The organism is Streptomyces sp. Act143 (assembly GCF_003143935.1).
Lineage (GTDB): Bacteria > Actinomycetota > Actinomycetes > Streptomycetales > Streptomycetaceae > Streptomyces.
This window is the reverse complement of the sequence record NZ_QFRX01000001.1, coordinates 992,816-1,019,376: the sequence shown is the minus strand read 5'-3', so window position 1 is coordinate 1,019,376 and position 26,561 is coordinate 992,816. Positions and strand designations below refer to the sequence as shown.

The window sequence follows — 26,561 nt, the reverse complement described above, 5'->3', positions numbered from 1 at the left end:
CGATCGTAGGCACCCCACCCGGACGGCTGCATCCGGAACCCCACGGGCCTCACCGCCGGTGGAAACGGCGGTGCAGGGCGTGCACCTCCTCCGCGAGCTCCGGCACCGGCCCCTCGACGACCACGCCGGGAGCCACCTCCCGGACCGGCAGGGCGCGCACCGGAGCCGGGGCCACACCCAACTCCTGCAGCCAGCCGACCAGTTGCTCCGACGAGGCCACGTACACGATGCGGCCGAGGCCCACCCAGGCGTGCGCCGCCGCGCACATCGGGCAGTGCTCGCCGGAGGTGTACACCGTCGCCGCCGCCCGTTCCTCGGGCGTCAGACGCGCCGCGGACCAGCGCGCCAGCTCGAACTCGGGGTGCCGGGTGCGGTCCCCGGAGGCCACCCGGTTGTGGTCCTCGGCGAGCACCGTGCCGTCCCCGCCCACCAGGACCGAGCCGAACGGCTCGTCCCCGGCCTCCAGCGCCTCGGCGGCCAGCTCCACACAGCGGCGCAGATACGACAGCTCCTCGTCCTTCACGACCATGGCGTACGGCCCTCCTCGACCGGTCCTCGCGGGAATGTTCCTGGACATCATGGCCCGTAAAGGTGTTGCCCCGGATGCTTCCTGCTGCTGGAGTGAACCCATGGATCATGCCGCGGTGCTCGCCCTGTACGACCGGGACATGCGCGAGGGCGCACAGCCGGACAGCCCGGAGTCCCGGATCGAACGGACGGGAAGGGTGGTCCGGCAGGTCTCCACCGCGCGCGGCTGGAACGGCGTGGTCTGGTCCGATCTGGACGACGGCGGCGCCGACGCGGCGATCGCCGAGCAGATCGCGTACTACTCCGGGCTCGGCCACGAGTTCGAGTGGAAGCTGTACGGCCATGACCTGCCGGTCGATCTCGGGCAGCGGCTCAGGTCCGCGGGGTTCACCCCGCAGCCCGAGGAGACCCTGATGATCGGCGAGGTCAACGACCTGATCCTGGACGCCGAGCCGCCCGCGGGCATCCGCGTCCTGCCCGTGACCGACCGGGCGGGCGTCGACCTCGTGGCCGACGTGCACGAGGCGGCCTTCGGCACCGACAGCACCCGGCTGCGGCACCAACTGCTCGCCCAGCTCACCGCCGACCCGGAGAACGTGGTCGCCGTCGTCGCCCTGGACGGGGACACGCCGGTCAGCGCGGCCCGGATGGAGCTGGTGCCCGGCACCCGGTTCGCCGGGCTCTGGGGAGGCGGCACCGTCGAGTCCTGGCGCGGTCGCGGCATCTACCGCGCCCTGGTCGCCCTGCGGGCCCGCGAGGCCGCGGAGCGCGGCTACCGCTACCTCCAGGTCGACGCCATGAGCACCAGCCGGCCCATCCTGGAGCGCCTCGGCTTCGAACCGCTGACCACGACCACCCCGTACCTGTACACGCCGTGACCTAGTACACACGGGCGCGATGTCACATCGGCGCTCGCTCGATCCGTCGCAGAGGCATGACGACGAATCAGAACAACGAGAGCCGCCGGAGCAGCCAGAGCCAGAGCATCCTGCTCGCGGGGGCCAGCGGCGTCCTCGGCCGGCACATCACCCGCGCGCTGACCGAGGCGGGGCACAAGGTCACCGGCCTCGGCCGCGGCCGGGACAACGGGGTGCGGGCCGACCTCATGGACCGCGACGCCGTGCTCCGCGCGGTCGACGGGCACCACTTCGACACGGTGATCCACGCCGTGACGGCCCTGAGCAAGCCGCCCCTGCGCCACCGCGACATGTACGCCACCAACGCCCTGCGCATCGAGGGCACCGCTCACCTCATCGAGGCCGCGCGGGCGACCGGCGCCCGCCGCTTCGTCGCGGAGTCGATGGTCTTCGGCTACGGCTACGGCGAGCACGGCGACCGGGAGCTCACCGAGGACGACGCCTTCGGCCCGCGCGGCACCGACCCGGAGTTCGAGCGGCATCTCGCCGGGATGCGCACCAAGGAACAGCTGACCTTCGAGGCCGCCGGCCTCGAGGGCGTGGCCCTGCGCTACGGCGCGTTCTACGGCCCCGGCGGCACCGAGAACCTCCTGCCCATGCTGCGCAGGCGGCAACTGCCCGCCCCCGCGGACCACGGCCACGTCGTCCCCTGGATCGAGCTGACGGACGCCGCCCGCGCGATGGTCGCCGCCGTCGAGCACGGCCGCCCCGGCCAGGCGTACAACGTCGCCGACCGCACACCCCTCGGGTTCCGGGCCCATCTCCTGGCCGTGGCCCGGGAGTTCGGGCTGCCGAAGCCGATGGCCGTGCCGCTGTGGATGATGCGGCCGATGACGTACGCGCACGCGATCATGGCCTCGACGCTGCGGGTGTCGATCGCGAAGGCGGAACGGGAGCTGGGCTGGACGCCGGTGTACCCGTCGGCTCACGAGGGCCTCGCCGCGATGCGGGCGGCCCAGCGCTGACCGGCGCGGGCGGCCGGTGCCGCCTCCCGGCCCGCCGCGGGCCACGCGCCGGCTCATGGCTGCCGACGGGGGCGGCCGGTGCTGCGTTGCGGTCGGCTGCGGGCCGCGCCACCGGCTCATGGCTGGCCGGTGGGGGCGGCCGGTGCCGCCTTGCGGTCGGCTGCGGGGCCCGCGTCGGCTCACAGGTCCAGCTGATACTCCACCGCCTGGTGCGTGGGCACGTACCCGAGGGCCGCGTTGACGGCGAGCATGGGCGCGTTGCTGTCCGCGGTGTCGGTGAGCAGCCCGGCCAGCTCCGGGTACCGCTCCCGGGTCCGGCGCACGGACGCCGCCTTCATCCAGCGGGCGAGCCTGCGTCCGCGGTGCTCGGGCAGGACGGCCGTCCCGTAGTGCTGGCCGTCCCCGAGCCCGTCACCCGGCACGACCAGCTCGGAGAAGCCGACGATCGTTCCGTCCGCGGTGTCCACCGCGGCCACGGTGTGCAGCAGGTCGCCGCGCCGCGCCACCGCCTCGGCTGCCGCGACCACGCGTTCCACGTCCCACAAGACCGTGCCGAAGTCGGTGTCCTCCATGGGCATGTCGTCCATGGCGCGCCGTGAATCGGCGTAGGACTGCGCCAGTTCGGCGGGGACCGTGCCCTCCCACTCGGTCAACTCGTAGCCGGGACACCCCTGTTCGGGGAGCGCCGCGAGGTCGACGTCCTTCAGCGCGAGCCGGGCGTACGTCAGGGACAGCACCCGGCGAAAGCCGCGCGCCGCCAGGAACCGGTCGGCGGCGGAGCCCCGTTCGGCCTGGGCGATGACCGACCGCCGTCCCTCGGCCCGGGCCGCGGCCACGGCGGCGTCCAGCAGCCGGGTGCCGACCCCGCGCCGTCGCTCGGCGGCGTGCACGGCGATCTCCAGTTCCGCGAGGTGGTCCTGGCCCTCCTTGGTGAACAGCCGGAGGAACGCGGAGCCGACCGGCGCTCCGTCGCCGGCCGAGGCCAGCCACGCCAGACGGCGGCTCGACGTGCCGGGTTCGGGGTCGGCCAGGGGGACGATACGCAGGGTCAACGGAGCTCCGTCACGGTCGGTTCGGGGCGGCGGGCCCGCCGAAGCTAGCCGCCGCCCGGACCTGTCCGCAACGGGTTATCGATCCGTCGTCCGCGCTCAGCGGCGCACCCTGGTCCGGTCCAGCGCGGCGACGCCCAGCGCGGCGAGCCCGATCTGGATGAGCCACTCGATCCAGTCCACGCCCTTGGTGTCGGCCACGTCGAGCCCCGCCGCGATCGCCGAGCCGAGCAGCGCGGCGACGATGCCGACGAGGATGGTCAGCAGGACACCGATGTGCTGCCGGCCCGGGACCACGAGCCGTCCCAGCACGCCGATGACGATGCCGATCACGATGGCACTGATGATCCCCGAGATCTCCATCTCAGCCCCTCTTCTCCAGGCCCCCGCATGGTTCGCATGCCCGCGGATGCCGGGGACAGTCCGTGCCGTTTCAACCAACGGTCAACGCGGAGTCAATCGTTGGCCCGGTGTGCGAAGTGACGTCTGTTCAGTGCTCTGGTCGCCATGTACCTTTCAATTTCAACGGTCGAAGGGGTCCCCCCGACCGGGTGTCTACGCGCGCAGACATGCCCTGTGTCTACGCGCGTAATCCTGCCCGCACCCACTTCTGCCCCCACCCCACACGGAGGTAATCCGGATGCCCCAGCTCCCCAGATCCCGCCACCGGCTCACCACCGCCGTCACCGTGTTCGGCCTGCTGGTCGCGGGCGTCGCCGTCGAGGCGGCCACGGCCGTTCCCGCCGCCGCGGCCACCCCGCACCGCGTCCTGTTCGACAACGCGCACGCGGAGACGGCGGGCAACGCCGACTGGATCGTCTCCACCAGCCAGCCCGACCCACTGGGCGAGGACTCCTCGCCGTCCGCCGAGACCGACTGGACCGGCGCCCTGTCCTCCTGGGGCGTGGCCCTGCAGAAGACCGGTGACTACAGCCTGAAGACGCTGCCGTCGGGGTCCAGCCTCTCCTACGGCGGCTCCGCCGCCACCGACCTGTCGAACTTCGACACGCTGGTGCTGCCCGAGCCCAACACGCTGTTCACGACCGCCGAGAAGACGGCGATCATGACCTTCGTGAAGAACGGCGGCGGACTGTTCATGATCTCCGACCACACCGGTGCCGACCGCAACAACGACGGTGAGGACGCGGTGGAGATCCTCAACGACCTGATGACGAACAACAGCGTCGACTCCACCGACCCGTTCGGCTTCTCGATCGACTCGCTGAGCATCAGCTCCGACCACCCGAGCGCGATCAGCGACAGCAGCGACCCGGTGCTGCACGGCTCGTTCGGCACGGTCAGCAAGAGCCTCATCGCCAGCGGCACCACGGCGACGCTGAAACCGGCCGACAACTCCTCCGTCAAGGGCCTTGTGTACCGCACCGGTTACTCCGGCAACACCGGTGCCTTCTTCGCGACCAGCACCTTCGGCAGCGGCCGGGTGGCGTTCTGGGGCGACAGTTCGCCCATCGACGACGGCACCGGCCAGTCCGGCAACACCCTCTACGACGGCTGGAACGACACCGGCGCCACCAACGCCCCCCTCGCCCTCAACGCCACCGAATGGCTGGCCGGCGGAAGCGGCAGCGGTGGCGGCGGGGGCGGCTCCACCTGCACCGCGGCCCAGCTCCTGGGCAACAGCGGCTTCGAGTCGGGCAGCGCCACCTGGACCGCCTCCAGCGGAGTGATCACCAACTCCAGCAGCGAGTCCGCCCGTTCGGGCTCGTACTACGCCTGGCTGAACGGCTACGGCTCCGCGCACACCGACACGCTGTCCCAGTCGGTGACCATCCCGGCCGCCTGCACCACCGCGACGCTCAGCTTCTTTCTGCACGTCGACACCGCCGAGACCACCACCAGCACCGCCTACGACACCCTCAAGGTGCAGGTGCTCAACGGTTCGGCCACGGTGCTCGGCACCCTGGCCACCTACTCCAACCTCAACGCCGCGAGCGGCTACACCCAGCGCAGCTTCAGCCTGGCGGGCTACGCCGGCCAGACCGTGACCCTGAAGTTCACCGGCACGGAGGGCTCCACGCTGCAGACGTCGTTCGTCATCGACGACACGGCGCTCAACGTCAGCTGATCCGCGCCGCGCCCCATCCGGTCGCGGCCACCACCTCGGCCGCGATGTCGATCACCGTGCGCCCGTCGGTCACCACCCGCAGGGTGTCGGCGGGCGCACGCTCGTCCAGCAGCCGCGCCTTGCGCGCGCTGCCGAGCAGCTCCCGCTCCAACTCGGACCCCAACTCCCGCCCGGCCAGGCGTCGTCCGGCCGTCTCGTCGGTGGCGGTGAGCAGAACCCGAACGATCCGCACGTCGTCCCCCATGACCCGGCGCCACATGTCGGTCGCCTCCGCCAGCACGGACACGGTGTTCGTGTAGACGAGCCTTCGGCAGCCGAGTTCGGCGTAATGCGCCCACACGGCGGTGATGTTGCGCTCGGCGACGAGGGACCGGTGCGGATCGCCCGCGGGCGCGGGATGCACGGCACCCATGAAATCCCCGTCGATCACGGCGTGCGCGACCTCCGCACTCCGCAGCCGCGCCGACACCTCCCACCCCACGGTCGTCTTCCCGACCCCGGCCCGTCCGCCGATGAGCAGTACCTCGGAGTGATCCATGAGGGGAGCGTGCCAGCCGGGGACGAGGGCCGGATACTTCTTTTCGTGGAGGAGACGACCTTGGACGGCGGAGCCGTCAGCGGGGCCGTACGGATCGGATCGACCGTGCGCCGCAGCCCGTCGGCCGGATCGGAGTACGTGCGCGCGCTGCTGGCGTTGTTCGAGGAGCGGGGCTGGCCGGGGGCGCCCAGGTTCCTGGGCGTGGACGCGCGGGGCCGCGAGATGCTCGGCTATCTGGAGGGGCGGGCGGCCGTGACCCCGGAGCAGCGGGCCGTCGCCCGCGCCGACGAGACGCTCGTCCGGGTCGCCCGGCTGGTCCGGGAGTTCCACGACCTCACCCACGGCACACCGCTGGCGGGCGACCAGGACGTGGTCTGCCACAACGACCTCGCGCCGAAGAACACCGTCTACGCGGTCGACGGCACCGGATGGCGGCCGTCGGCCTTCGTCGACTGGGACCTCGCCGCCCCTGGCGAGCGGGTGCACGACGTGGCCCATGTCTGCTGGCAGTACCTGGATCTCGGACCGGGCGTGACGGACGTGGCGGAGGCCGCCCGCAGGATGCGGCTTGTCCACGACGCCTACGGGCTGACCGGCGGGGCCGGTCTGGTCGAGGCGGTGCTGTGGTGGCAGGACCGGTGCTGGCGAGGCATCCAGGCCGGGGCGGACCGCGGCGAGCCCGCGTTGGTGGGGCTGCGCGAGCGCGGGGCCGTGGCCGAGGTGCGGGCCGCGTACGAGTGGGTCGACCGGCATCGGCGGGAGCTGGGCGCGCTGCTGCGCTGAGGAGGCGCACCGCGGGTGTCAGTGGGTGATGACGAAGCCCGTGACCGGGCTCTGCGTGCTCTGGCCGGCGCCGGAGGGCGACATGCAGGCCGTTGTTCTCGCCGTCGACACCTTGTCCGGCGCCCTTCGGTCGGGTTCGTTCCTACGCATGCGAAGCTACTGGTCGGCGGTGCTGTCCCCTCTCAAGTCGCTGCTGGAGACGGTCAGTCCGCTGCCGCAGGAGCCGTGGCTGGTGCCGAACGGCTGAGCCGCACGCGCGACGGCCGGTCCGCGAGGGGTGCGGACCGGCCGGAATGGCGTCCTTTCGGAACTCGCGTGCGGGACTTGCGGGGCCCGGGGGAGGCTGTCACGCCCTGGGGGCGCTCTTCGCCGCCGCGCTGGTGCACAGCAGCCCCAGGATCACGGCGAGGCCGCCGATGATGATGTTGTTCAGGGCGACACCGGTGTCCGGGCTGTCGCCGACGACCCACGGGGCAATGATCATCCAGACCCCGACCGCGCAGAACGCCCAGCTCAGGCCGTACATCCGCTCGGGAGTCTGGGTGAAACCGAGGGCGAGCATGCCGATCGCGATGCCGACGATGAGGTTGTGCGTCACGAGGGCGGGCTGACTCGTCGTGTAGTGGAGTATCCAGGGGGACACGGCGCAGTACAGACCGAGCAGGAACACCGGTCCGTCCACGAGCGCCACGTCGCGACCGCCGAGCATACGGGCGTACCGCGCCCGCATCTCGGAAACGTCAGGGTGGCTGGATATGTCACCTCGGGTGGGCGAGACGTTGGCCATGACTCGTCTCCTTTGATTCGCAGGCCTGACCGCGTGTGGTGCGGTGTGCGGTAAGCGCCGCCTGCGAATATTCTGCTCTTATTTTTCCTTTATGTGTAGATGTCCGTGAGGTCTGCCGATGACGGGATCATGGCGTGGTGCGGTGGAGTGAGGTGACGACCCCCGGGAAGCACCGACTCTCCCCGGAGGCCGTCACGGAACAAGGGGGCGGCCCATGCCGACAAGCATGTCCGCGGCGCCCGAGTTCACTGCTCACCCCCACTTCCGTCGCTGCGGGGCCTTCGGATGCACCGAATCCGCAGCGTTTTTGCGTCGAATAGCTGTACGGATACGAGCGGCGGGTGCGGCGGTCCGGGCCTCACACGCAGACGTCCGGCGCCAGCCCCCCGCGCAGCTGATGCAGCCCGCGCCGGGCATGGCTCTTCACCGTGCCCAGCGGCCAGCCGGTGTGCTCGGCGATCTGGGTCTGCGTCAGATCCGCGTAGAAGGCCAGCCGCAGCACGCGCTGCTGGGCGGCCGGCAGCTTGGCCAGCTCGTGCTGGACGAGAATCCGGTCGAGGACCGCTTCCGGGTGCCCGTCGCGTACGGCGAGCGCGGACGACGAGCCGACGGCCGCCGCGAGGTCCGTGCGCCGGGTGCGGGCGGACAGTGCGTCGGCGATCTTGCGCCGGGTGATGCCGACGATCCAGCCGCCGATCGCCCCGCGGTCGGGACGGAATCCCCGGCGCCCGCGCCACACCCCGAGGAAGACCTGCTGCGTCACGTCCGCGGCCTCCTCGGCGTCGCCCAGGGATCGCCGGGCCAGCGTGTGGACCAGCGTCGACCAGCGGCGGTAGGCCTCCGCCAGGCACGCCTCGTCGCCCGCCACGAGCCGTCGGGCGAGCTCCTCCTCGGCGAGGCTCGCCTCCGCGGGCGCATGAGGGGGCGCGGCGGCGGGTGGGGCGGGGATCTGCTGCTCGTTCATGGCGACGGCTCCTCACCTCTCGGAACACCTCCGGGGAGCTCGGCCCGGTTCGCCCATCGTGGAAGCCGCCGACCAAGGTCATCAACTTGCGTCGTTTCTGCGTCGTATAGTCGCGTCATGAGTGAGTCGCCCGCGCACCGGACTCCCCGGGATCAGCCCGAGCAAGCCCCCCGAGCCGCCGACGCGCCCCTCACCACAGGCGCCGTCGCCCGGCGGCTGGGGGTGTCGCCCACCACCCTGCGTTCCTGGGACCGCCGCTACGGGATCGGGCCCGCCGTGCGCGACGAGGGACGGCACCGGCGCTGGAGCCCGCAGGACGTCGAGATCCTGGAGACGATGTGCCGGCTGACCTCGTCCGGGGTGCCGCCCGCCGAGGCCGCTCGTGCCGCCCGCTCCGGCACCGGCGTGCCGCGGCAGGCCGCCGAGGCGGCCGACCGGGAGCCGCCGCGCTCGCGGGCGGCCGGCACCCTGCCGCTCGGGGACGTACGCCAGGAGTGCCGCGGCCTGGCCCGCGCCGCCGTCCGGCTCGACGCCCCCGCCGTCGAGGAACTGCTCACCGCCGCCGTGGAACAGTACGGCGTCGTCACCGCCTGGCACGAGGTGATGATGCCCACGCTGCACGCGGTGGGGCGCAAGTGGGCGTCCTCGGGCGACCGTTACGTCGAGGTCGAGCACCTGCTGTCCTGGCATGTCTCCACCGCGCTGCGCCGCTGCACCCCCGCCGCCGCACAGCAGGCGGAGCCCTCCGTGGCCGGTCCCGTCGTCCTGGCCTGCGTCCCCGGTGAACAGCACACCCTGCCGCTCGAAGCGCTCAACGCCGCACTGGGTGAACTCGGTACGCCCACGCGGATGTTCGGCGCGGCGGTGCCGGGGGAGGCGCTGGCCGCCGCCGTTCAGCGGCTCGGCCCCACGGCCGTGTTCCTGTGGGCGCAGGCGCGCTCCACCGCGAATCTGCCGCTCGCCCGTTACGTGGCCGCCACCCGATGGGGCGTGAAGGGAGCCCGACGGCAGCCGGTGGTCATGCTCGGCGGCCCCGGCTGGTCCGGCCCCGGGGCGCGCGAGATGCTGCGGCCGACCGCCCTGAAGGACGCGGTCGAGATGCTGGCCGGCGTCGGCTCTGGGCAGGCTGCCGGGGCCGGGTTCTGACAGGTGCTTGCGGCGCGGCACGCGGGTGACCGGTGCATCCGGTCCCGCTGTGCGGACGGAATCCCTCCGTACCCGTGTGTCCCTGGCGTTCCGGCCGCCTCGATGCCGTCGGAGCCACGAAGGAGGCTTCCGTGCCCATGTCCCCGAACACCCCCGACGTCCTGGTCATCGGCGCGGGCGTGGCAGGACTCGCCTGCGCGCGGGACCTCCTGGCGGCCGGGCTGGACGTCCAGGTCGTGGAAGCCTCCGACGCCGTGGGCGGCCGGATGCGCTCCGACCGTGTCGACGGCTTCGTCGTGGACCGGGGTTTCCAGGTCTTCAACACCTCCTATCCACAGGTGCGCCGGCGGCTGCGGCTGCGCGAACTGCGGCTGCGTCCCTTCACGGCGGGCGTCCTGATCCACACCGCCGGGCAGGGCACACTGCGCTTCCAGGACCCCACGCGGCGCCCGCACGCCTGGTCGGCTCTGCTGCCGGGACGGCTCGCGGGACCCCGGGACCTCGCGGCCCTCGGTCTGCTGTCGGCCCGCGCCCTGCTCGCCCCGGTGAGCCGGGTGAAGGCGGCACGGGACCGGACCACCCGCACCGCCCTCGCCGACGCCGGCTTCTCCGAGCAGTTCGTCGAACGCTTCTTCCGCCCGTTTCTGTCCGGGGTCTTCCTGGAGGACGAGCTGGAGACGTCCAGCCGCTTCTTCCACCTCGTCTGGCGCAGCATGCTGCGCGGCACCCTGTGCCTGCCGGGCGCCGGGATCGGCGCCGTCCCCGAGGCGCTCGCCGCCGCCTTGCCCACGGGGACGGTCCGTCTGGAGACCGCCGTGAGCGCCCTCACCGACGACGGCGCCGTCACGGACTCCGGCCGCGAACTGCCCGCCCGCACGGTCGTGGTGGCCACCGGCCCCGGTCCCGCGGCCCGCCTGCTGCCCGGCCTGGAGGTGCCCGACTGCCGGGTGGTGACCACGTACTACCACGTCGTGTCGCGGTCGCCGCTGGGTGAGCCGACGCTCCTGGTCGACGAAGAGCGCCGGTTCCTCAACACCTGCGTGCTGAGTGAGGTGGTACCGGGACACGCGCCGACCGGACACGCCCTCGTCGCGACCTCCGTGCTGGGCGGGGACGCCGACGGACGGGAAGCGGCCGTCCGGACGGCGCTCGCCGAGGCGTACGGGACGGACACCGGGAGCTGGGACCTCCTCACCGTCCGCACGATCCCGGACGCGCTGCCGGCCATGACACCGCCGCAGCCCCTGAGCCGGACCACCCGGGTCGGACCGGGACGCCATGTGTGCGGCGACCACCGGGGCACGGGCTCGGTCCAGGGCGCACTGGCCTCCGGCGCCCGCGCGGCCCGGGAGGTGCTGCGGGAGCGGCACGTCCAAGCCCGGTGAGTCCACGGGGCGGGGGCGCGGAGGGCGCCGCCCCTCGGTGAGTCCGCGGAGCAGGGGGTCACGGAGGGGTGTCGCCCCGGGCCTTCTCCTGGTGGAGCAGTTCGGGCAGGTCGGACAAGCGGTCGAGTCCCCGCACCGCCCGGGTCATGCGCGGGTTGCCCTCCAGACGGGCGCGGTGGCGGTGCAGGAACGCCCAGTAGCCCGCGGTGAACGGGCAGGCCTGGTCGCCGACCCGCTCGGTGGGCCGGTAGCGGCACGGACCGCACAGGTCGCTCATGCGATGCACGTAAGCGCCGCCCGAGGTGTAGGGCTTGGTCGTCATCCGGCCGCCGTCGGCGTACTGGGACATGCCGACCACGTTCGGCAGCATCACCCAGTCGTAGCCGTCGACGAAGCACCGGTGGAACCAGTCGGTCACCGCGGCCGGGTCCCACCCGCGTTGCAGTGCGTGGCTGCCGAGCAGCATCAGCCGCGGGATGTGGTGGGTCCAGCCGGTGTCACGGACCTGTGCCAGCACCGTGGCCAGACAGCGCGCCCCCACCGCGTCGGCGTCCAGTTCGAGGAACCACTCGGGCAACGGGGCATGGTGGCGCAGCGCGTTGCGGTGCCGGTACTCCTCGCCGAAGTACCAGTACAACTGCCACACGTACTCGCGCCAGCCGGCGATCTGCCGGACGAAGCCCTCGGCGCTGTTGACCGGCACCCGTCCGGCCCGCCACGCCTCCTCGGCCCGCTCGACGCACTCCAGCGGGTCGAGCAGGCCCAGGTTGAGGGAGGAGGACAGCAGGCTGTGGCTCATGACGGGGTCGGCCGCCAGCACCGCGTCCTCGTGCGGCCCGAACCCGGCGAGGCGGTGCTCGACGAAACGGCGGAGGGCGGCCAGCGCCTCCCGGCGGGTGGCGGGGAAGAGCCGCGGTCCGTCCCGGCCGACGAACCGGATGCCCTCCCGCTGTTCCCACCGGTCCAGGTCCTCCCGCACCTGAGCGTCGATGTCGTCCTCACGCGGCCGGTAGGGAGCCGGGGCGTCGAGCCCGGCCGCGCCTCTCGGCGGGGGCTCGCGGTTGTCGTGGTCGTGGTTCCAGCGCCCGCCCGCCGGGGCGTCGCCGTCCATGAGCAGGCCGTACTCGCGGCGTACCCGGCGGTAGAAGTCCTCCTGGAGCAGACGTTGCCCGCCGCGTCCGTCGGCCCACGCGCGGAAGGCCTCGTGCGGGACGAGGAAACCGCGCGGGGGCAGCACCGTCACCTCCGGCAGCGACCGCACCAGCGCCAGGGCCGCCCTGGTGGTCGGGTGCCGCACCGTCAGGGGTCCGTCGCCGACCGCCTTGCGCAGGCCCTCGCGGTAGGTCTCGGCCTGCACATAGCGCACCCGGTCGCCGAGTTCGGCGGCGCGATGCCGCATGGCGGAGAGCACCAGATGGGCCTTGGCGCGGTGGAAGCGGCGGCGGCGGAACACCGAGCGGGCCTCGATCATGACGACCGGGGCGTCCCGGTCGGGCCCGTCGTCGCCCGGCGCCAGGAAGGCCGGGCCGAGCTGGTCACCGAACAGCCAGTGGGGGGTGGCCATCTCCGGCTCCCTTCAGTCGAGTCCGCGGGCCCGCTTGAAGCGGGCGAGACCCTCGGAGAGGTCGACGATCGGGTCCGGGTAGTCGTCGATCGCGGCCCGGTCCAGGCCGCGCAGTTTCCACGGCTCGTGCACCGCGGGGGCCTCCAGGCCCGCCAGTTCCGGCACCCAGCGCCGTACATAGGCGCCGTCCGGGTCGTACCGCTTGGCCTGCGTGACCGGGTTGAGCACCCGGTTGGGTCGGGAGTCGGTGCCGGTGCCCGCCATCCACTGCCAGTTCAGCTGGTTGTTGGCGATGTCGCCGTCGACCAGGAGCTCCAGGAAGTGCCGGGCGCCCTCGCGCCAGTCGACGTACAGGGTCTTGGTGAGGAAGCTCGCGGTGAGGAGCCGGCCGCGGTTGTGCATCCAGCCCTCGTGGCGCAGCTGGCGCATCGCCGCGTCGACCACGGGATAGCCGGTGCGTCCCTCCTTCCATGCCTCGATGTCATCGTGGGCCGCCCGCCCGGACCGCCAGCGGTCGTGTTTCGTGCGGTAGTCGGCGGTGGCGGCGGCGGGGCGCGCCGCGAGCACCTGGCGGTGGAAGTCCCGCCAGGCGAGCTGTCGTACGAACGCCTCGGCGCCCGGCCCGCCGGCCTTGCGCGCCCGGTGGACCAGCTCGACCGGGGAGAGGGTGCCGAAGTGCAGATGCGGCGAGAAGCGGGAGGTGGCGTCGCCCGCCAGGTCGTCGTGGCGGTCCTCGTACGCGCCGGCGTCATCGCGCAGCCAGGACGCCATCCGGGACCGGCCCGCCGCCTCGCCGCCCGCGGCCAGCCCCGCCGAGACTCCGGACAGCCCGTCGCGCGAGGGCAGTTCGTCCGAGCCGACCCCGTCCGGGACCCGGATCACGCGCGGCGCGGCCATCGGCTCCCGCAGCCGTACGCCGCTCCAGTGCCGGAAGTACGGGGTGAAGACGGCGAAGTGGTCGGAGGAGGCCGGGGCCACCGCGCCGGGTGCGACGGCCGAGGTCACCGTGTCGTGGACGTGCAGACGGCGGCCCTCCGCCTCCAGGGCACGCCGCAGCCGCCGTTCGCGCCGGTGCGCATAGGCGCTGAAGTCGGCCGCCATGTGCACCTCGTCGGCGTCCGTCTCGGTGGCCACCTTGCAGACCTCCTCGACGACGTCCCCGCTGCGCACCACCAGACGGCCGCCCCGCTCGCGCAGGCCCGCGTCGAGGTCCCGCAGGCAGTCGGCGAGGAACGCCAGCCGGTTCGGGGCGCCGAACCCGGCGTCGGTCACGCCCCGGTCGCGCACGAAGAGGGGCACCACCTGACGGGCCTCGTGCGCGGCCCGCAGCGGCGGGTGGTCGTGGAGGCGGAGGTCCGAGGTGAACAGGACGATCGAGACGTGCATGACGCGGGCTCCGGGGGAGAGGGGCGGCGGGCCGGGGGTGGGGAGGTCAGCGGGTGGGGGCGGGGCGGTCGGCCGGCTCGGCCGGTGCCCGGGCCGCGGCGCGGGCGATGTTGCGGGCCATGCCGCCGAAGACGACGGCGTGGAAGGGGGAGATGCTCCACCAGTAGGCGTGCCCGAGCAGGCCGCGGGGGTGGAACAGAGCGCGCTGGTGGTAGTGGGTGCGGCCCGCCTCGTCGGTCTGTGCGCTCATCTCCAGCCAGGCCAGACCCGGCAGGCGCATCTCGGCGCGCAGCCGCAGCAGCCGCCCCGGCTCCACCTCCTCGACCCGCCAGAAGTCCAGCGAGTCGCCGACCCGCAGCCTGGCCGCGTCCCGGCGCCCCCGGCGCAGCCCCACCCCGCCGACCATCCGGTCCAGCCAGCCGCGCAGCGCCCAGGCCAGCGGGAAGGAGTACCAGCCGTTCTCCCCGCCGATGCCCTCGATGACCCGCCACAGCGCGGCACGCGGGGCGTCGACGTCGATCTCCCGCACATCGGTGTAGAGACTGCCGCCCGCCCAGTCCGGGTCGGTGGGCAGCGGATCGCTGGGGGCGCCCGGGACGGAGGCCGAGGACCAGCGGGTCGCCACCTGCGCGTCACGGACCCGCCGCAGGGCCAGGCGGACGGCCTCGTCGAAGCCGATCGGGTGACCGGGCGGATCCGGGACGTACTGTGCGATGTCGTGCTCGCGGCAGACGACCTCGTGCCGCAGGGACTCCGTCAGCGGACGGGCGATGGACGCCGGCACGGGGGTCACCAGCCCCACCCAGTGACTGGACAGGCCGGGGGTGAGCATGGGGAGGGACACGATGACGCGGGGCCGCAGCTCGGCGACGGCCGCGTACCGGATCATCATCTCCCGGTACGTCAGGACGTCCGGCCCGCCGATGTCGAAGGCGCGGTTGACCTCGGGCGGCATGCCGGCGCTGCCCACCAGGGCACGCAGCACGTCGCGCACCGCCACGGGCTGGATACGGGTGCGCACCCAGCTCGGGGTGACCATCACCGGCAGGCGCTCGGTGAGGTAGCGCAGCATCTCGAAGGAGACCGAGCCGGAGCCGATGACGACCGCCGCCCGCAGGACGGTGGTGGGGACCCCGCAGGCCAGCAGGATGCGGCCCACCTCGGCCCGGGACCGCAGATGCGGTGACAGCTCCCGCTCGGGGACGTCCGCCGGTGTGAGCCCGCCCAGGTAGACGATGCGGCGCACGCCCGCGGCCCGGGCCTGCTCGCCGAAGATCCGCGCGGCCCGCCGGTCGGTCTCCTCGAAGGTGTCACCGCTGCCCAGCGCGTGCACCAGGTAGTAGGCGACGTCGACGCCGCGCAGGGCCTCGGCGACCGCCTCGGCGTCCAGGACATCACCGCGTGCCACCTCCACGTCACCCGCCCACGGCTGGTCGCGGAGTTTGCCGGGAGACCTGGCCAGACAGCGCACCCGGTGTCCGGCGGCCAGCAGTTCGGGCACGAGCCGGCCACCGATGTACCCCGTCGCGCCGGTCACCAGACAGCGTGGTGCCGGTGCGGTGTGTTCGTCGTTCATCTGCCGCGGGCCCTTCGTGTCGCGTCCCTTTGTGATCACTTCCACGGACGGGCCCGTGCCGGATGCGGTCGCTTCCCCGCGCGCTCGCTTCTATAGGCTTCTCACGTGGTCACCGCAGACGAACCGAAGCCGCACGAGACAGCGCCGCGAGGGCCCCGCCCCGGCGCGGGGACGGATCTGCAGGCCCTGGCCGTCCAGTTGCGCCGGATGAACGGTGAGATCAACCGGCTGGTCCATGGTTTCGCGGGCGACCAAGGTCTGCACGCCACGGACGTCCAGGCGCTGGCGGCGATCCTGGACGCCGAGGAGCCGATGACCCCGGGGCGGCTGCGCGAACATCTGGGGCTGACCTCGGGGGCCGTCACGGCCTGTGTGGACCGGCTGGAGAGCGCGGGCCACATCCGGCGGGTCAGGGAGAGCAGTGACCGCCGGGTGGTGCACCTGTACTACGCCGCCGACGCCCGGGTCGCGGCCCGCACCTACTTCCGCCCACTGGCCCGTGCCGCCGAAGAGGCCAGGGGGCGTTTCAGTGCGGACGAGCTGGCGGTCGTCGCCCGCTTCCTCACGGCGATGAACGAGGAACTGTCCCTGCTCAGGACCGGCGGCGCCTGAGCGGGCACCGCCGAAACTCGCCCCAGCAGCCGCATCCGGGGACCCGGTGTGAACAGAAGACTCAATGATTGAGATTGTTTGTCATTGAGGTACCCCCTCGAGTCATCGCATCGAGGCATCTGCTCACCAGCTTGGAGAACCATGTCCCTCACCCCGCGCCGAGGCCGCTTCCTCGTGCCGCTCCTGCTGCTCGCCGTCTGGCTCGGCGTCGGCGGGATCCTCGGCCCGTTCGCCGGCCGGCTCGGCGAGGTCGCGACCAACGACCAGGCGGCCTTCCTGCCCCGCAGCGCCGAGTCCACCGAGGTCGTCGCCGCCCAGCGGGCCTTCCGCCAGGACGAGACGCTGCCGGTGATCGTGCTCTGGACCGACGACCAGGACGGCCGCGTCGACGACCGGCGGTCCGCAGCCGGGCGCGCGCTCGCCTCCCTCGCCGGCACCGCGGGCGTGGTGGGTGACGTGTCGCCCGCGCTGCCGTCGAAGGACGGCCAGGCCCTCGAAGGCGTCGTCCAGCTCCGGCCCGACCTCGGGGAGCAGCTGCCCGGCACCCTGGACCGGATCCGCGCGGCGGCCGAGCAGGTACCCGGCAGCACCGTCCAGCTGGCCGGCCCCGCCGCCACCCAGGCGGACCTGTCCGACGCCTTCGCCGGCATCGACGGACTGCTGCTGGCCGTGGCGCTGGTCACCGTCCTGGTGATCCTGCTGCTGGTCTACCGCAGTGTGCTGCTGCCCTTCGTCATCATCGTCGGAGCCGTCTTCGCGCTCGGCCTGGCCTGCGCGATCGTCTACGTGCTCGCCGACCACGGGGTGGTCCGCGTCGACGGACAGGTGCAGGGCATCCTGTCGATCCTGGTCATCGGCGCCGCCACCGACTACGCCCTGCTGCTGACCGCCCGCTTCCGGGAGGAACTCGCCCTCCACCCGGACCGGTTCACGGCCGTCCGGCGCGCACTGCGGCAGTCGTGGGGCGCCATCGTGGCCAGCGCCGCGACGGTCGCCCTGGGCCTGCTCGCCCTTCTGATCAGCGACCTGACCAACAACCGGGCGCTCGGACCGGTCGGCGCGATCGGCGTCGGCTGCGCCGTGCTCAGCACACTCACCTTCCTGCCGGCCGTGCTCGTCCTGCTGGGCCGCGCCGCCTACTGGCCCGCCGCCCCGCGCCCCGACGCCGGCCACGGCGTCTGGCGGCGCGTCGCCTCCCTGGTGGACCGGGCACCCCGCAAGGTCTGGGCGGGCTCCCTCCTCGCGCTGCTGGTCTGCGCCGCCTTCGCGCCCACCCTCGCCTCCCGGGGCGTCGCGCTCGACGAGACCTTCGTCGACGACGCCCCCTCCGTGACCGCCCAGCAGACCCTCGTACGCCACTTCCCGGGCGGCTCCGGCAACCCCACCGTCGTCATCGCCGACGCCGACCGCCTGGACCGCGTCGTCGACACCGCCCTCGCCACCAAGGGCGTCGCCGCCGCGGCCGGCGTCACCGAGACCGGGCAGCCGGGGGGCACTCCGCTGGTCGTCGACGGGCGGGTCCGCGTCGACGTCACCCTCGCCTCCGCAGCCGACAGCGACGCCGCCAAGGACACCGTGGCGCGACTGCGTTCGGCCCTGCACGCGGTGCCCGGCGCCGACGCGCTCGTCGGCGGTTACACGGCCCAGCAGTACGACACCCTGCGCACCGCCGAACGGGACCGGACCCTGATCGTCCCCGTGGTCCTCGCGATCATCTTCGTCATCCTGACCGTGCTGCTCCGGTCCCTGCTGCTGCCGGCGCTGCTGGTGGCGACCGTCGCGCTCAACTTCCTCGCCACACTGGGTGTTTCGGCCCTGGTCTTCGAACACCTCCTGGGCTTCGGCGGTACGGACCCGTCCGTACCGCTGTACGGATTCGTCTTCCTCGTGGCCCTGGGCGTCGACTACAACATCTTCCTCATGTCCCGGGTGCGGGAGGAGGCCCTGCGGCACGGCGTACGCCAGGGCGTGCTGCGCGGACTGGTCGGCACCGGCGGTGTCATCACCTCGGCGGGCGTGGTGCTCGCCGCGACGTTCGCCGCCCTCGGGGTGATCCCGCTGGCCTTCCTCGTGCAGATCGCCTTCATCGTCGCCTTCGGTGTGCTTCTCGACACCCTGGTGGTGCGGTCGCTGCTCGTGCCCGCGCTGGCCCGCGATCTGGGCGCCGTCGCCTGGTGGCCGGGGGCGAGGGCGTTCCCGACGGACGGCGGACGAGGGGAAGTCGACACCGACTGACATCCGGCGGACTGTCCGCGCGGTTCGCGGGCAACCGGACAGTACGGCGGCGGGACGTCGTCCCGCCGCCGTACCGAACCGCAGATCGATGCCGGAGGTGATCGCCGCTATGGGCGCGCAGGTGTTGGAGCGATTCCCGGCGGGCGCTCCGCGCGGATCGTGGCCGGCGGAGGAGTACGCGGCGCAGCGCCGAGCCCAGGGTGAACCCGCGACAGTCGTCATGGACCTGAACTCCGACGCGTTTCTCGTGGTGCTCCAGCGCGACGACGACTGACCGAACCGAACCGAACCAAGCCGAACCGGGCCGGACCGGCACCCATGACCGGGGTGCCGGTCCCAGCCGGGTGAGTGTTCCGGGAAGCTCAACGGTCCGCGATTCGAGACCCGTCGGGTCTGTCTTGACGGCCCCGACCGGCGACTGTCACGATCGCCGGCATGAAGATGCGACTGGACCTCACGCGGCGACGCCATGTCGACCTCGCGCGCGTCTCCAGCGCCTCCTGTCGCCCCGCGGCCTGATCAGCGTTCCGCGATCCCCCGCGCTTCTTCTTCTCCTCGCCTGAATTCACCGCGCCCGCACGCCTGTTGACCCCGCCCGCGCCCCAAGTGCGTTCGGTGTGCCCGCATGCAGTCCGCAGCGTTCGGCACCGGTCCGCTTCCGCAGCAGGAGTTCGGCCTGCCCGCCGCGCCCGTCCCGATCGGAGACCCTCGCGTGTCCCTCACCTTCCACTGGTTCCTGCCCACCAACGGCGACAGCCGGCACGTCGTCGGCGGCGGCCACGGCACGCCGGCCACCGTCTCCGGACAGGACCGGCCGCCGACGGTGGCCTACCTGAGCCAGATCGCCCGTGCCGCCGAGGACCTCGGCTTCGTCGGCGCGCTCACGCCGACCGGCGCCTGGTGCGAGGACGCGTGGCTGACGACCGCGATGGTCAGCCGGCACACCGAGCGCCTGAAGTTCTTCGTCGCCTTCCGCCCCGGCTTCGTCTCGCCCACGCTGGCCGCGCAGATGGCGGCCACCTTCCAACGGCAGTCCGGCGGACGGCTGTTGCTCAACGTGGTCACCGGTGGCGAGAGCCGCGAGCAGCGGGCCTACGGCGACTTCCTCGACAAGGACGACCGCTACCGTCGTACCGACGAATTCCTCCAAGTCGTCCGGGAGTTGTGGGACGGAAAGACGGTCGAGCTGAAGGGCGAGCACCTTCGGGTCGAGGACGCGAAGCTGGCCCGGGTGCCCGACCCGGTGCCCGAGGTGTACTTCGGCGGCTCCTCGCCCATCGCCGGGCAGGTCGCCGCGAAACACGTGGACGTGTACCTCACCTGGGGTGAACCGCCCGCCCAGGTGGCCGAGAAGATCGCGTGGGTACGCGGACTGGCGGCGCGGCACGGCCGCACCCTCCGCTTCGGCATCCGGCTGCACGTCATCACCCGCGACACCTCCGCGCAGGCGTGGGCCGAGGCGCGCCGGCTCCTCGACGGCTTCGACCCGGAGACCGTGCGGTCCGTCCAGGCGGGGCTCGCCCGCAGCGAGTCCGAGGGGCAGCGGCGCATGCTGGCCCTGCACGGCGGCGGCCACCGGGACGGCCTGGAGATCCATCCCAACCTCTGGGCCGGCATCGGCCTGGTGCGTGGCGGCGCCGGCACCGCCCTGGTCGGCAGCCACGACGAGGTCGCGGAGCGGATCAAGGAGTACCACGCCCTCGGTATCGACGAGTTCGTCCTCTCCGGCTACCCGCACCTGGAGGAGGCGTACTGGTTCGGCGAGGGAGTGCTCCCGCGCCTGGCCGCGCAGGGATTGTGGCGGCACCCGTCCGGGACGGAGGCCACGTCTTCGGCACAGGTCCCGTTCGCGAGCTGAGCCCGGCGGCCGGGCGGGCGCGCCGCGCGCAGCAGACAGGCGGACGCCCCGGCGCAACTGGCGGCGGCGCTGCCCGACTTCCTGGCCTAGCTCTGCGCGAGCGCGTCGAGATGGGCTCGGCGGACCACCGAGGTCTGCCCCTGGATCAGCAGGAACATCCCTTCCCGGGCCAGTCGTTGGGCCGGGCCGCGCAGATCCATGGTGCGGCCGCCGCCGGCCACGACCGCCGCCGTCGTGGCCGCCCGCATCAGGTCGTAGGCCCGTGTCCTGAGGGCGAGCCGCTCCTCGGCGTGCTCGTGCGGGACGGGGTGGTCGGCCAGTTCGTACGCCCTCCCGCGTACCTCGTCGACGCGAGCGCGCAGCGCGTCGGCCGTCCCCGGCTCCCCGCTCTCCGCCAGCACCCGCAGCGCCGCGTACGTCACCCCGAAGACGGCCGGCGAGGCGTTGGTGCTGCGGGGGATGTCGAGGAGGGCGAACTTCTCCTGCGGGGTGCGCAGCACCACGGCCGATTCCGGCAGCCACAGGCCGTCCAGGTCCAGGGAGACGGTACGGGCGGCCGTCAGCGCGGCCAGCCGCATCGGCGCCGAGGCCCGCAGCCCCGGCTGCTTGCGGGCGTCGGCGAACGCGAACACGATCTCGTCCGCGTCGGTGACCCCCGCGAGCAGCATCACGTCGTTCAGACCCCAGCCCGTGTACCAGGGCACCGTCCCGTCGAACCGCCAGCCGTCGCGCTCCGCCGTGGCCCGTACGGCGATGCGCGGGAAGGCGCGGACATGGGCGTAGGCGATCCCGGCCAGCAGCCCACCGGTCGCGAGCGGACGCAACAGCCGCTCCCGCACCGGGAGTTCGGACTTCGCCAGCAGCCGTACCGGGGTGTGGTGCTGGGTCTGCACGAACCAGGTCGAGCAGCATGCCCCGGCCAGGATCTCCTGGATCTCCCGCGCCACCGCGTCGGGGGCGCCCGCCCCGCCGTACGCCTCAGGCGCGCTCACCCCGAGCAGCCCCGACCGCCGGATCGCGTCGAGGTGGCTCGCGGGCACCTCTCCCTGGTCGACCCGCGCCGCGTTCGGGGCGAGGAGACTGTCGGCGAGTTCTCGGGCGCGGGCGATCAGTGGCGAGGTGGTCATGGGAAGGATTCTCCCGATCCCGTCGTGCGCGGTGTCGATCCGGGGGTGTGCCGTTCGTGTAGGAGGTGAGAGAACGACCCGACACCAAGGAGGACGTCATGCAGTACTACCTGCTCAGCGTGATCACACCCACCGACGGGACGCCGCCCGGGCCCGAGGCCATGGCGGAGATCGTCCGCAACCTCGACACCTTCCACGACGAGCTGCGCGACGCGGGCGCCTGGGTCTTCGCGGGCGGGCTGCACGGCCCCGAGACGGCCACCGTGCTGCGCCCCGGCAACGGTGACGTCCTGATCACCGACGGCCCGTACGCCGAGGGCAAGGAGTACCTCGGCGGCATCTGCCTGATCAAGGCGCCCGACCTGGACGCCGCCCTGGAGTGGGGAAGGAAGGCGCTGCGGGCCACCACCCTGCCCATCGAGGTGCGCCCCTTCATGCACCAGGCCGAGGAGTGAGGGCGCGGCCCGTCGACGTCGAGGCCGTCTTCCGCGCGGAGTACGGCCGCGCCGTCGCCGTCCTCGTCCGCTTCCTCGGCGACATCGACCTCGCCGAGGAAGCGGTGCAGGACGCCTTCACCACGGCGGTACGGCGCTGGCCCGAGACCGGCGTCCCGCCGAGCCCCGCCGGGTGGATCATCACCACCGCCCGCAACCGGGCGATCGACCGGCTGCGCCGCGAGTCCTCCAGGGCGGCCCGCCACGCCGAGGCCGCCCTGCTGCACACCCCCGACGCACCGGCCGAGGAGGGCCCCGTGCGCGACGACCGGCTCCGCCTGATCTTCACCTGCTGTCACCCCGCGCTCGCCCCGCAGGCGCAGGTCGCCCTGACCCTGCGCCTCCTCGGCGGACTGACCACACCCCAGATCGCCCGCGCCTTCCTGGTGCCCGAGCCGACCACGGCCCAGCGCCTGGTGCGCGCCAAGGCGAAGATCCGCGACGCCCGCATCCCGTACCGGGTACCGAGGGACGCGGACCTCCCGGACCGGCTGAAAGGGGTCCTCGCCGTCCTCTACCTGATCTTCAACGAGGGCTCGGCCGACCTGTGCGCGGAGGCGATCCGCCTCGGCCGGCTGCTGACCGAGCTGATGCCCGACGAGCCCGAGGCCACGGGCCTGCTCGCGCTGATGCTCCTCGTGGAGTCCCGCAGGGCGGCCCGGGAGGACGCCGACGAGGTCCTCGTCCCCCTGCCCGAGCAGGACCGCGACCGCTGGGACCGCGCGCTCGTGGCCGAGGGGCACGATCTCGTACGACGGTGTCTGCGCCGCAACCAGCCGGGGCCGTACCAGATCCAGGCCGCCATCCAGGCCGTCCACAGCGACGTACCGCCCACCGACTGGGGTCAGATCCTCCAGCTGTACGACCAGCTGATGGCGCTGGCCCCCGGCCCGGTCGTGGCGTTGAACCGGGCGGTCGCCGTGGCCGAGGTCGAGGGCCCGGGACCGGCCCTCGACCTCGTCGACACCCTCGACCTCGACCGCTACCACGTCCTGCACGCCGTCCGTGCCGACCTGCTGCGCCGGCTGGGCCGGGACGCGGAGGCCCGTGCGGAGTACGAGGCCGCCATCGCGTTGAGCCGCAGTCCGGCCGAGCGTGCCTACCTGGCACGCTTCACACGCTGAGCGCCTCCCGCACCGCGAGCTCCGACTCCTTGCCGCCCTCACCGGAGGAGGTCACCCGGCCCGCCTCAAGGACGTAGTAGCGTTCGGCGGCCCGCATCGCGAAGCCGACGTGCTGCTCGACCAGCAGCACCGACAGCCCGCCGCGGGCGGCCAGCGCGAGGATCGTCTCCTCGATCTCGGCGACCACCGACGGCTGGATGCCCTCGGTCGGCTCGTCGAGGAGGAGGAACCGAGGCTCCGTCACCAAAGCGCGCGCCAGGGCGAGTTGCTGCCGCTGACCGCCGGAGAGCAGCCCGGCACGCCGGTTCGACAGCGCCCTGAGCGCGGGGAAGAGGTCCAGCGCCTCCGCCACCGCCGCCCTGCCGCGCCTGCGGCCGTCGGCGACGAGCTGGAGGTTCTCGGCGGTGGTGAGGTGCGGGAACGACTGCTGGCCCTGGGGGACGTACGCCATGCCGCGTGCGACCCGCTCGTGCGGCTTGCGGCGGGTGATGTCCTCGCCGTCCAGGCGGATCGTCCCGGCGGCCGGGGTGAGCAGGCCAGCGGCGGCGCGCAGAAGCGTGCTCTTGCCCGCGCCGTTGTGCCCGAGCACGGCGGCCACGCCGTCCTCCGGGACGGTCACGGACACCCCGTGCAGCACCGTACTGCGGTGGTAGCCCACGCGGACGTCGTCGATCTCCAGCATCACGCCTCCTGAACAACGGGGGTGTCCTCCACGTGCCCGAGGTACACCTCCTGCACCTTCGGGTCCGCCTGCACCTGCGCCACCGTCCCCTCGCTGAGCACCCGGCCGGCGTGCAGCACGCTGACGCTGCGCGCGAAGGACCGCATGAAGTCCATGTCGTGCTCGATGACGACGACCGTGCGCTCCTCGCTGATGCGCCGCAACAGCTCGCCGGTCGCCTGCCGTTCGTCGTGGCTCATGCCCGCCACCGGCTCGTCGAGGAGCAGCAGCCGCACGTGCTGCACGAGCAGCATGCCGATCTCCAGCCACTGCTTCTGCCCGTGCGCGAGGGTGCCGGCGGGGGAGTCGGCGAGGTCGGCGAGCCCGACCGTCTCCAGGGCCCTGGTGACGGACGCCGGGACGTCCTTGCGGCGCCGCAGCATGGTCCACACACCGCGGCTCGCGCCCGCCGCGATGTCCAGGTTCTGAAGGACCGTCAACTCCTCGAAGACGGTGGCGGTCTGGAAGGTCCGCCCGATGCCGGACCGCGCGATCCGGTGCACGGGGCGGCCGAGCAGCTCCGCACCGCCGAACTTCGCCGAGCCCTCCGCCTTGACCAGTCCGGTGACCGCGTCGACGAGGGTCGTCTTGCCCGCGCCGTTCGGTCCGATCAGGAAGCGCAGATCGCCCGGGGCGACGTCGAGGTCCACGCCGTCGACGGCCGTGAACCCGTCGAAGGACACGCGCAGTCCGCGAATCTCCAGTCCGCTCATGCTGCCTCTCCTACGGGTATCACGGCCGACCTGCGCCCGACGGCCCTGCGCCGCCGCACGAACACCGCCAGCGAGGCGAGCCCGCCCGGCAGGAAGGCCAGCGCCACGATGAACAGCAGCCCCTGGAAGTACGTCCACGCCGCCGGGAACTCCTCCGACAGCGCGGTCTTGGCCCAGGCGACCGCGATCGCGCCGAGCACCGCGCCGACCAGGCTGGCCCGGCCGCCCACCGCGGCGCCGATCACGAACTCGATGGACGGCACGATGCCGATCAGCGCGGGCGAGATGATCCCGACGGCCGGCACGAACAGGGCGCCCGCGAGGCCCGCCATCCCGGCCGCGACCACGTAGGCGACGAGCTTGACGTTCGCCGGGTCGTAGCCGAGGAAACGCACCCGCTCCTCCGAGTCCCGCACGGCGACGAGGAGTTCGCCGTACCGGCTGTTGATCAGCTGCCGGGCGATCGCGATGAGCAGCAGCAGGGCGGCGGCGATGACGAAGTACACCATCCGCTGGTTGACCGGGTCGTCGAGCCGGTAGCCGAAGAAGCCCTGGATGTCGGTGAGTCCGTTGGTGCCGCCGGTCGTGGCCTGCTGGCCGACCAGCCAGATGGCCAGCGCGGCGGCGAGTGCCTGGCTGAGGATCGCGAAGTAGGCGCCCTTGACCCGGCGCCGGAAGACGAACAGGCCCAGCAGCGCGGCCACCGCCATCGGCAGCAGCACGGTCGCGGCCAGGGCGAACAGCGGGTTCGCGAACGGCCGCCACCACCAGGGGAGTTCGGTGGCCGTGCCGTACAGCTGCATGAAGTCGGGCAGGTTGCCGGGCCCCGCGTCGGCGATCTTCAGATGCATCGCCATGGCGTAGCCGCCCAGCCCGAAGAACACCCCCTGTCCGAGCGTCAGCAGCCCGCCGCGGCCCCAGGCCAGACAGATGCCGACGGCGACCATGGCGGTGCACAGGTACTTGGCGAGCAGCCCGAGCCGGAAGTCGGACAGCGCGAGCGGGGCGACGGCGAAGAGCAGGACGGCCGAGCCCGCGAAACCGGCCGCGGAACGCGCCGAACGACCCTTGAGCGACAGGTTCATACGAGACTCCTCGTGCGCAGCGTGTACAGCCCCTGGGGCCGCCACTGGAGGAACGCGACGATCGCGACGAGCACCAGTACCTTGGCGACGCTGACGGTCGTGGAGTACTCCAGGACCGACTGGAGCACGCCCAGCACGAACGCCGTGATGACCGTGCCCTTGAGCTGTCCGATGCCGCCGACCACGATCACCAGGAAGGCGTCGATGATGACGTTGGTGCCCATCGTCGGCCCGATCGGTCCGACCAGCGTCAGCGCGACCCCGGCCACGCCCGCGAGCCCGGAGCCGAGGAAGAACGCCGTGCGGTCCACGGTCGACGTCGAGATGCCGGACACCTCCGCGAGGTCCCGGTTCTGCACCACGGCCCGGATGCGCCGGCCCAGCGGCGTGAGCCGCAGCGTCAGCGACAGCGCGACGACGGCCGCGACCGCCAACCCCAGGATGAACAGGCGGCTGTTGGCGAAGGTGAGCGGGTCGTCCCCGCCGATGACGGTGATGTTGCCGGTCAGCCGGTTCGGCGCGCGGGTCTGCACGTTCGGTGCGCCGAAGATGTCCCGGGCGAGTTGCTGGAGCATCAGCGAGACGCCCCAGGTGACGAGCAGTGTGTCGAGGGGCCGCAGATACAGGCGTCGTATCAGCAGCCATTCCAGCAGCGCGCCGAGCGCGCCCGAGACGAGAAATGCGACGGGAAGAGCGACGAGCAGCGAAATTCCCGCGCTCGAAATGGACTTCTGCAGGACGTACGTCGTGTAGGCGCCCGCCATGATGAATTCGCCGTGGGCCATGTTGATGACGTTCATCTGGCCGAAGGTGAGCGAGAGTCCGAGCGCGATGAGCAGCAGGACGGCACCGATGCTGACGCCGGTGAAGGTCTGACCGAGGATCACGGTCATGAGGCGGCTCCGGGAGACGGCCGCC

The 26,561-nt window shown here is 72.8% G+C and carries 28 protein-coding genes; 14 read left to right on the top strand and 14 right to left on the bottom strand.

All coding sequences use genetic code 11. The features are described 5' to 3' along the window. Positions 1-49: 49 nt before the first annotated feature. Positions 50-529, bottom strand: coding sequence for a nucleoside deaminase (locus tag DI272_RS04515; RefSeq protein ID WP_109493834.1), 480 nt, complete (start codon positions 527-529; stop codon positions 50-52). A 100-nt stretch (positions 530-629) separates the two neighbouring features. On the opposite strand from DI272_RS04515, the gene DI272_RS04510 reads away from it, so the two are divergent. After that, a complete protein-coding gene (locus DI272_RS04510) occupies positions 630-1,406 on the top strand; it encodes a GNAT family N-acetyltransferase (RefSeq protein WP_109493833.1) in 777 nt (258 codons plus the stop codon). Between the two features lie 56 nt (positions 1,407-1,462). Next, positions 1,463-2,410, top strand: coding sequence for an NAD(P)-dependent oxidoreductase (locus tag DI272_RS04505; RefSeq protein WP_109493832.1), 948 nt, complete (start codon positions 1,463-1,465; stop codon positions 2,408-2,410). Between the two features lie 179 nt (positions 2,411-2,589). Here DI272_RS04505 and DI272_RS04500 read toward each other — a convergent pair whose 3' ends face one another. Then, positions 2,590-3,462, bottom strand: a complete 873-nt coding sequence (locus DI272_RS04500; protein WP_109493831.1) for a GNAT family N-acetyltransferase — start codon at positions 3,460-3,462, stop codon at positions 2,590-2,592. 96 nt (positions 3,463-3,558) lie between these two features. Further along, positions 3,559-3,822 (bottom strand): GlsB/YeaQ/YmgE family stress response membrane protein, encoded by a 264-nt coding sequence (locus DI272_RS04495; RefSeq protein ID WP_109493830.1) that lies wholly within the window; start codon positions 3,820-3,822, stop codon positions 3,559-3,561. 277 nt (positions 3,823-4,099) lie between these two features. Between DI272_RS04495 and DI272_RS04490 the strand changes: the two genes are divergently transcribed. Further along, positions 4,100-5,545 (top strand): hydrolase, encoded by a 1,446-nt coding sequence (locus tag DI272_RS04490; RefSeq protein WP_109493829.1) that lies wholly within the window; start codon positions 4,100-4,102, stop codon positions 5,543-5,545. On the opposite strand, the gene DI272_RS04485 is transcribed toward DI272_RS04490, so the two are convergent. Further along, the gene (locus DI272_RS04485) at positions 5,538-6,083 is read right to left on the bottom strand and encodes an AAA family ATPase (RefSeq protein WP_258314465.1); all 546 of its coding nucleotides are present in this window, start codon (positions 6,081-6,083) and stop codon (positions 5,538-5,540) included. The genes DI272_RS04490 and DI272_RS04485 overlap by 8 nt on opposite strands. Positions 6,084-6,128: 45 nt before the next feature. On the opposite strand from DI272_RS04485, the gene DI272_RS04480 reads away from it, so the two are divergent. Then, positions 6,129-6,866: a phosphotransferase gene (locus tag DI272_RS04480; protein WP_258314464.1), complete on the top strand. Its 738-nt coding sequence runs from the start codon at positions 6,129-6,131 to the stop codon at positions 6,864-6,866. 28 nt (positions 6,867-6,894) lie between these two features. Beyond that, complete coding sequence (locus DI272_RS45100) at positions 6,895-7,113, top strand: hypothetical protein (RefSeq protein ID WP_258314463.1); 219 nt, start codon at positions 6,895-6,897, stop codon at positions 7,111-7,113. 99 nt (positions 7,114-7,212) lie between these two features. Here DI272_RS45100 and DI272_RS04470 read toward each other — a convergent pair whose 3' ends face one another. Further along, positions 7,213-7,653 carry an SPW repeat protein gene (locus DI272_RS04470; RefSeq protein WP_109493826.1) on the bottom strand — a complete coding sequence of 147 codons (441 nt, stop codon included), beginning with the start codon at positions 7,651-7,653 and terminating at the stop codon, positions 7,213-7,215. 358 nt (positions 7,654-8,011) lie between these two features. Beyond that, positions 8,012-8,617, bottom strand: a complete 606-nt coding sequence (locus tag DI272_RS04465) for a sigma-70 family RNA polymerase sigma factor (RefSeq protein WP_109493825.1) — start codon at positions 8,615-8,617, stop codon at positions 8,012-8,014. Between the two features lie 117 nt (positions 8,618-8,734). Between DI272_RS04465 and DI272_RS04460 the strand changes: the two genes are divergently transcribed. Both DI272_RS04460 and DI272_RS04455 read left to right on the top strand, forming a co-directional pair. Next, entirely contained in the window at positions 8,735-9,763 is a 1,029-nt protein-coding gene (locus DI272_RS04460) for a MerR family transcriptional regulator (RefSeq protein WP_109493824.1), read from the top strand. 137 nt (positions 9,764-9,900) lie between these two features. Further along, positions 9,901-11,148: an NAD(P)/FAD-dependent oxidoreductase gene (locus DI272_RS04455; RefSeq protein WP_109493823.1), complete on the top strand. Its 1,248-nt coding sequence runs from the start codon at positions 9,901-9,903 to the stop codon at positions 11,146-11,148. Between the two features lie 58 nt (positions 11,149-11,206). Here DI272_RS04455 and DI272_RS04450 read toward each other — a convergent pair whose 3' ends face one another. The 3 genes from DI272_RS04450 to DI272_RS04440 are packed head-to-tail and all read right to left on the bottom strand — an operon-like array spanning position 11,207 to position 15,674. Beyond that, the gene (locus tag DI272_RS04450) at positions 11,207-12,712 is read right to left on the bottom strand and encodes a cryptochrome/photolyase family protein (protein ID WP_109493822.1); all 1,506 of its coding nucleotides are present in this window, start codon (positions 12,710-12,712) and stop codon (positions 11,207-11,209) included. A gap of 12 nt (positions 12,713-12,724) precedes the next feature. Continuing rightward, positions 12,725-14,098, bottom strand: a complete 1,374-nt coding sequence (locus DI272_RS04445) for a deoxyribodipyrimidine photo-lyase (RefSeq protein ID WP_109493821.1) — start codon at positions 14,096-14,098, stop codon at positions 12,725-12,727. A 46-nt stretch (positions 14,099-14,144) separates the two neighbouring features. Continuing rightward, positions 14,145-15,674: an SDR family oxidoreductase gene (locus DI272_RS04440; RefSeq protein ID WP_109500682.1), complete on the bottom strand. Its 1,530-nt coding sequence runs from the start codon at positions 15,672-15,674 to the stop codon at positions 14,145-14,147. 177 nt (positions 15,675-15,851) lie between these two features. On the opposite strand from DI272_RS04440, the gene DI272_RS04435 reads away from it, so the two are divergent. The 5 genes from DI272_RS04435 to DI272_RS04420 all read left to right on the top strand — a co-directional run bounded on the left by DI272_RS04435 (position 15,852) and on the right by DI272_RS04420 (position 20,379). Then, a complete protein-coding gene (locus DI272_RS04435) occupies positions 15,852-16,286 on the top strand; it encodes a MarR family winged helix-turn-helix transcriptional regulator (protein ID WP_375138106.1) in 435 nt (144 codons plus the stop codon). A gap of 141 nt (positions 16,287-16,427) precedes the next feature. Beyond that, on the top strand, positions 16,428-18,521 hold the full coding sequence (locus DI272_RS04430) for an MMPL family transporter (RefSeq protein WP_109493819.1): 2,094 nt from the start codon (positions 16,428-16,430) through the stop codon (positions 18,519-18,521). Positions 18,522-18,609: 88 nt separating this feature from the next. After that, complete coding sequence (locus DI272_RS04425) at positions 18,610-18,795, top strand: hypothetical protein (protein WP_109493818.1); 186 nt, start codon at positions 18,610-18,612, stop codon at positions 18,793-18,795. 161 nt (positions 18,796-18,956) lie between these two features. Beyond that, positions 18,957-19,040, top strand: a complete 84-nt coding sequence (locus DI272_RS46165) for a putative leader peptide (protein WP_366877399.1) — start codon at positions 18,957-18,959, stop codon at positions 19,038-19,040. 193 nt (positions 19,041-19,233) lie between these two features. Next, positions 19,234-20,379, top strand: a complete 1,146-nt coding sequence (locus tag DI272_RS04420) for an LLM class flavin-dependent oxidoreductase (protein WP_109500681.1) — start codon at positions 19,234-19,236, stop codon at positions 20,377-20,379. 86 nt (positions 20,380-20,465) lie between these two features. Here DI272_RS04420 and DI272_RS04415 read toward each other — a convergent pair whose 3' ends face one another. After that, a complete protein-coding gene (locus DI272_RS04415) occupies positions 20,466-21,506 on the bottom strand; it encodes an acyl-CoA dehydrogenase family protein (RefSeq protein WP_109493817.1) in 1,041 nt (346 codons plus the stop codon). Between the two features lie 98 nt (positions 21,507-21,604). Between DI272_RS04415 and DI272_RS04410 the strand changes: the two genes are divergently transcribed. Both DI272_RS04410 and DI272_RS04405 read left to right on the top strand, forming a co-directional pair. Further along, on the top strand, positions 21,605-21,961 hold the full coding sequence (locus DI272_RS04410) for a YciI family protein (RefSeq protein WP_109493816.1): 357 nt from the start codon (positions 21,605-21,607) through the stop codon (positions 21,959-21,961). Continuing rightward, entirely contained in the window at positions 21,958-23,124 is a 1,167-nt protein-coding gene (locus DI272_RS04405) for an RNA polymerase sigma factor (RefSeq protein WP_109493815.1), read from the top strand. The genes DI272_RS04410 and DI272_RS04405 overlap by 4 nt, the downstream gene beginning before the upstream one ends. Here the strand turns inward: DI272_RS04405 and urtE are convergent. From urtE to urtB, 4 genes are read right to left on the bottom strand one after another with little or no spacing between them, the layout of a single operon-like run. Continuing rightward, positions 23,114-23,806 (bottom strand): urea ABC transporter ATP-binding subunit UrtE, encoded by a 693-nt coding sequence (gene urtE, locus DI272_RS04400; protein ID WP_109493814.1) that lies wholly within the window; start codon positions 23,804-23,806, stop codon positions 23,114-23,116. The two genes, DI272_RS04405 and urtE, sit on opposite strands and share 11 nt — an antisense overlap. Next, the gene (urtD, locus tag DI272_RS04395) at positions 23,806-24,558 is read right to left on the bottom strand and encodes an urea ABC transporter ATP-binding protein UrtD (RefSeq protein ID WP_109493813.1); all 753 of its coding nucleotides are present in this window, start codon (positions 24,556-24,558) and stop codon (positions 23,806-23,808) included. Before urtD ends, urtE begins: the two co-directional genes overlap by 1 nt. Further along, positions 24,555-25,643 (bottom strand): urea ABC transporter permease subunit UrtC, encoded by a 1,089-nt coding sequence (urtC, locus tag DI272_RS04390; protein WP_109493812.1) that lies wholly within the window; start codon positions 25,641-25,643, stop codon positions 24,555-24,557. The genes urtD and urtC overlap by 4 nt, the downstream gene beginning before the upstream one ends. Further along, complete coding sequence (gene urtB / locus DI272_RS04385) at positions 25,640-26,536, bottom strand: urea ABC transporter permease subunit UrtB (protein ID WP_109493811.1); 897 nt, start codon at positions 26,534-26,536, stop codon at positions 25,640-25,642. Before urtB ends, urtC begins: the two co-directional genes overlap by 4 nt. Positions 26,537-26,561: the final 25 nt, after the last annotated feature.

Bases quoted from the DNA above. Each gene is read 5' to 3' on its own strand.
- DI272_RS04510 (WP_109493833.1), top strand. From the start codon at position 630: ATGGATCATGCCGCGGTGCTCGCCCTGTACGACCGGGACATGCGCGAG.
- urtD (WP_109493813.1), bottom strand. From the start codon at position 24,558: ATGAGCGGACTGGAGATTCGCGGACTGCGCGTGTCCTTCGACGGGTTC.
- DI272_RS45100 (WP_258314463.1), top strand. From the start codon at position 6,895: ATGACGAAGCCCGTGACCGGGCTCTGCGTGCTCTGGCCGGCGCCGGAG.
- DI272_RS04445 (WP_109493821.1), bottom strand. From the start codon at position 14,098: ATGCACGTCTCGATCGTCCTGTTCACCTCGGACCTCCGCCTCCACGAC.
- DI272_RS04410 (WP_109493816.1), top strand. From the start codon at position 21,605: ATGCAGTACTACCTGCTCAGCGTGATCACACCCACCGACGGGACGCCG.
- DI272_RS04490 (WP_109493829.1), top strand. From the start codon at position 4,100: ATGCCCCAGCTCCCCAGATCCCGCCACCGGCTCACCACCGCCGTCACC.
- DI272_RS04515 (WP_109493834.1), bottom strand. From the start codon at position 529: ATGGTCGTGAAGGACGAGGAGCTGTCGTATCTGCGCCGCTGTGTGGAG.
- DI272_RS04495 (WP_109493830.1), bottom strand. From the start codon at position 3,822: ATGGAGATCTCGGGGATCATCAGTGCCATCGTGATCGGCATCGTCATC.
- DI272_RS04470 (WP_109493826.1), bottom strand. From the start codon at position 7,653: ATGGCCAACGTCTCGCCCACCCGAGGTGACATATCCAGCCACCCTGAC.
- DI272_RS04455 (WP_109493823.1), top strand. From the start codon at position 9,901: ATGTCCCCGAACACCCCCGACGTCCTGGTCATCGGCGCGGGCGTGGCA.
- DI272_RS04440 (WP_109500682.1), bottom strand. From the start codon at position 15,674: ATGAACGACGAACACACCGCACCGGCACCACGCTGTCTGGTGACCGGC.
- DI272_RS04415 (WP_109493817.1), bottom strand. From the start codon at position 21,506: ATGACCACCTCGCCACTGATCGCCCGCGCCCGAGAACTCGCCGACAGT.
- DI272_RS04465 (WP_109493825.1), bottom strand. From the start codon at position 8,617: ATGAACGAGCAGCAGATCCCCGCCCCACCCGCCGCCGCGCCCCCTCAT.
- DI272_RS04430 (WP_109493819.1), top strand. From the start codon at position 16,428: ATGTCCCTCACCCCGCGCCGAGGCCGCTTCCTCGTGCCGCTCCTGCTG.
- DI272_RS04450 (WP_109493822.1), bottom strand. From the start codon at position 12,712: ATGGCCACCCCCCACTGGCTGTTCGGTGACCAGCTCGGCCCGGCCTTC.
- DI272_RS04460 (WP_109493824.1), top strand. From the start codon at position 8,735: ATGAGTGAGTCGCCCGCGCACCGGACTCCCCGGGATCAGCCCGAGCAA.
- DI272_RS04425 (WP_109493818.1), top strand. From the start codon at position 18,610: ATGCCGGAGGTGATCGCCGCTATGGGCGCGCAGGTGTTGGAGCGATTC.
- DI272_RS04505 (WP_109493832.1), top strand. From the start codon at position 1,463: ATGACGACGAATCAGAACAACGAGAGCCGCCGGAGCAGCCAGAGCCAG.
- DI272_RS46165 (WP_366877399.1), top strand. From the start codon at position 18,957: ATGAAGATGCGACTGGACCTCACGCGGCGACGCCATGTCGACCTCGCG.
- urtE (WP_109493814.1), bottom strand. From the start codon at position 23,806: ATGCTGGAGATCGACGACGTCCGCGTGGGCTACCACCGCAGTACGGTG.
- urtC (WP_109493812.1), bottom strand. From the start codon at position 25,643: ATGAACCTGTCGCTCAAGGGTCGTTCGGCGCGTTCCGCGGCCGGTTTC.
- urtB (WP_109493811.1), bottom strand. From the start codon at position 26,536: ATGACCGTGATCCTCGGTCAGACCTTCACCGGCGTCAGCATCGGTGCC.
- DI272_RS04485 (WP_258314465.1), bottom strand. From the start codon at position 6,083: ATGGATCACTCCGAGGTACTGCTCATCGGCGGACGGGCCGGGGTCGGG.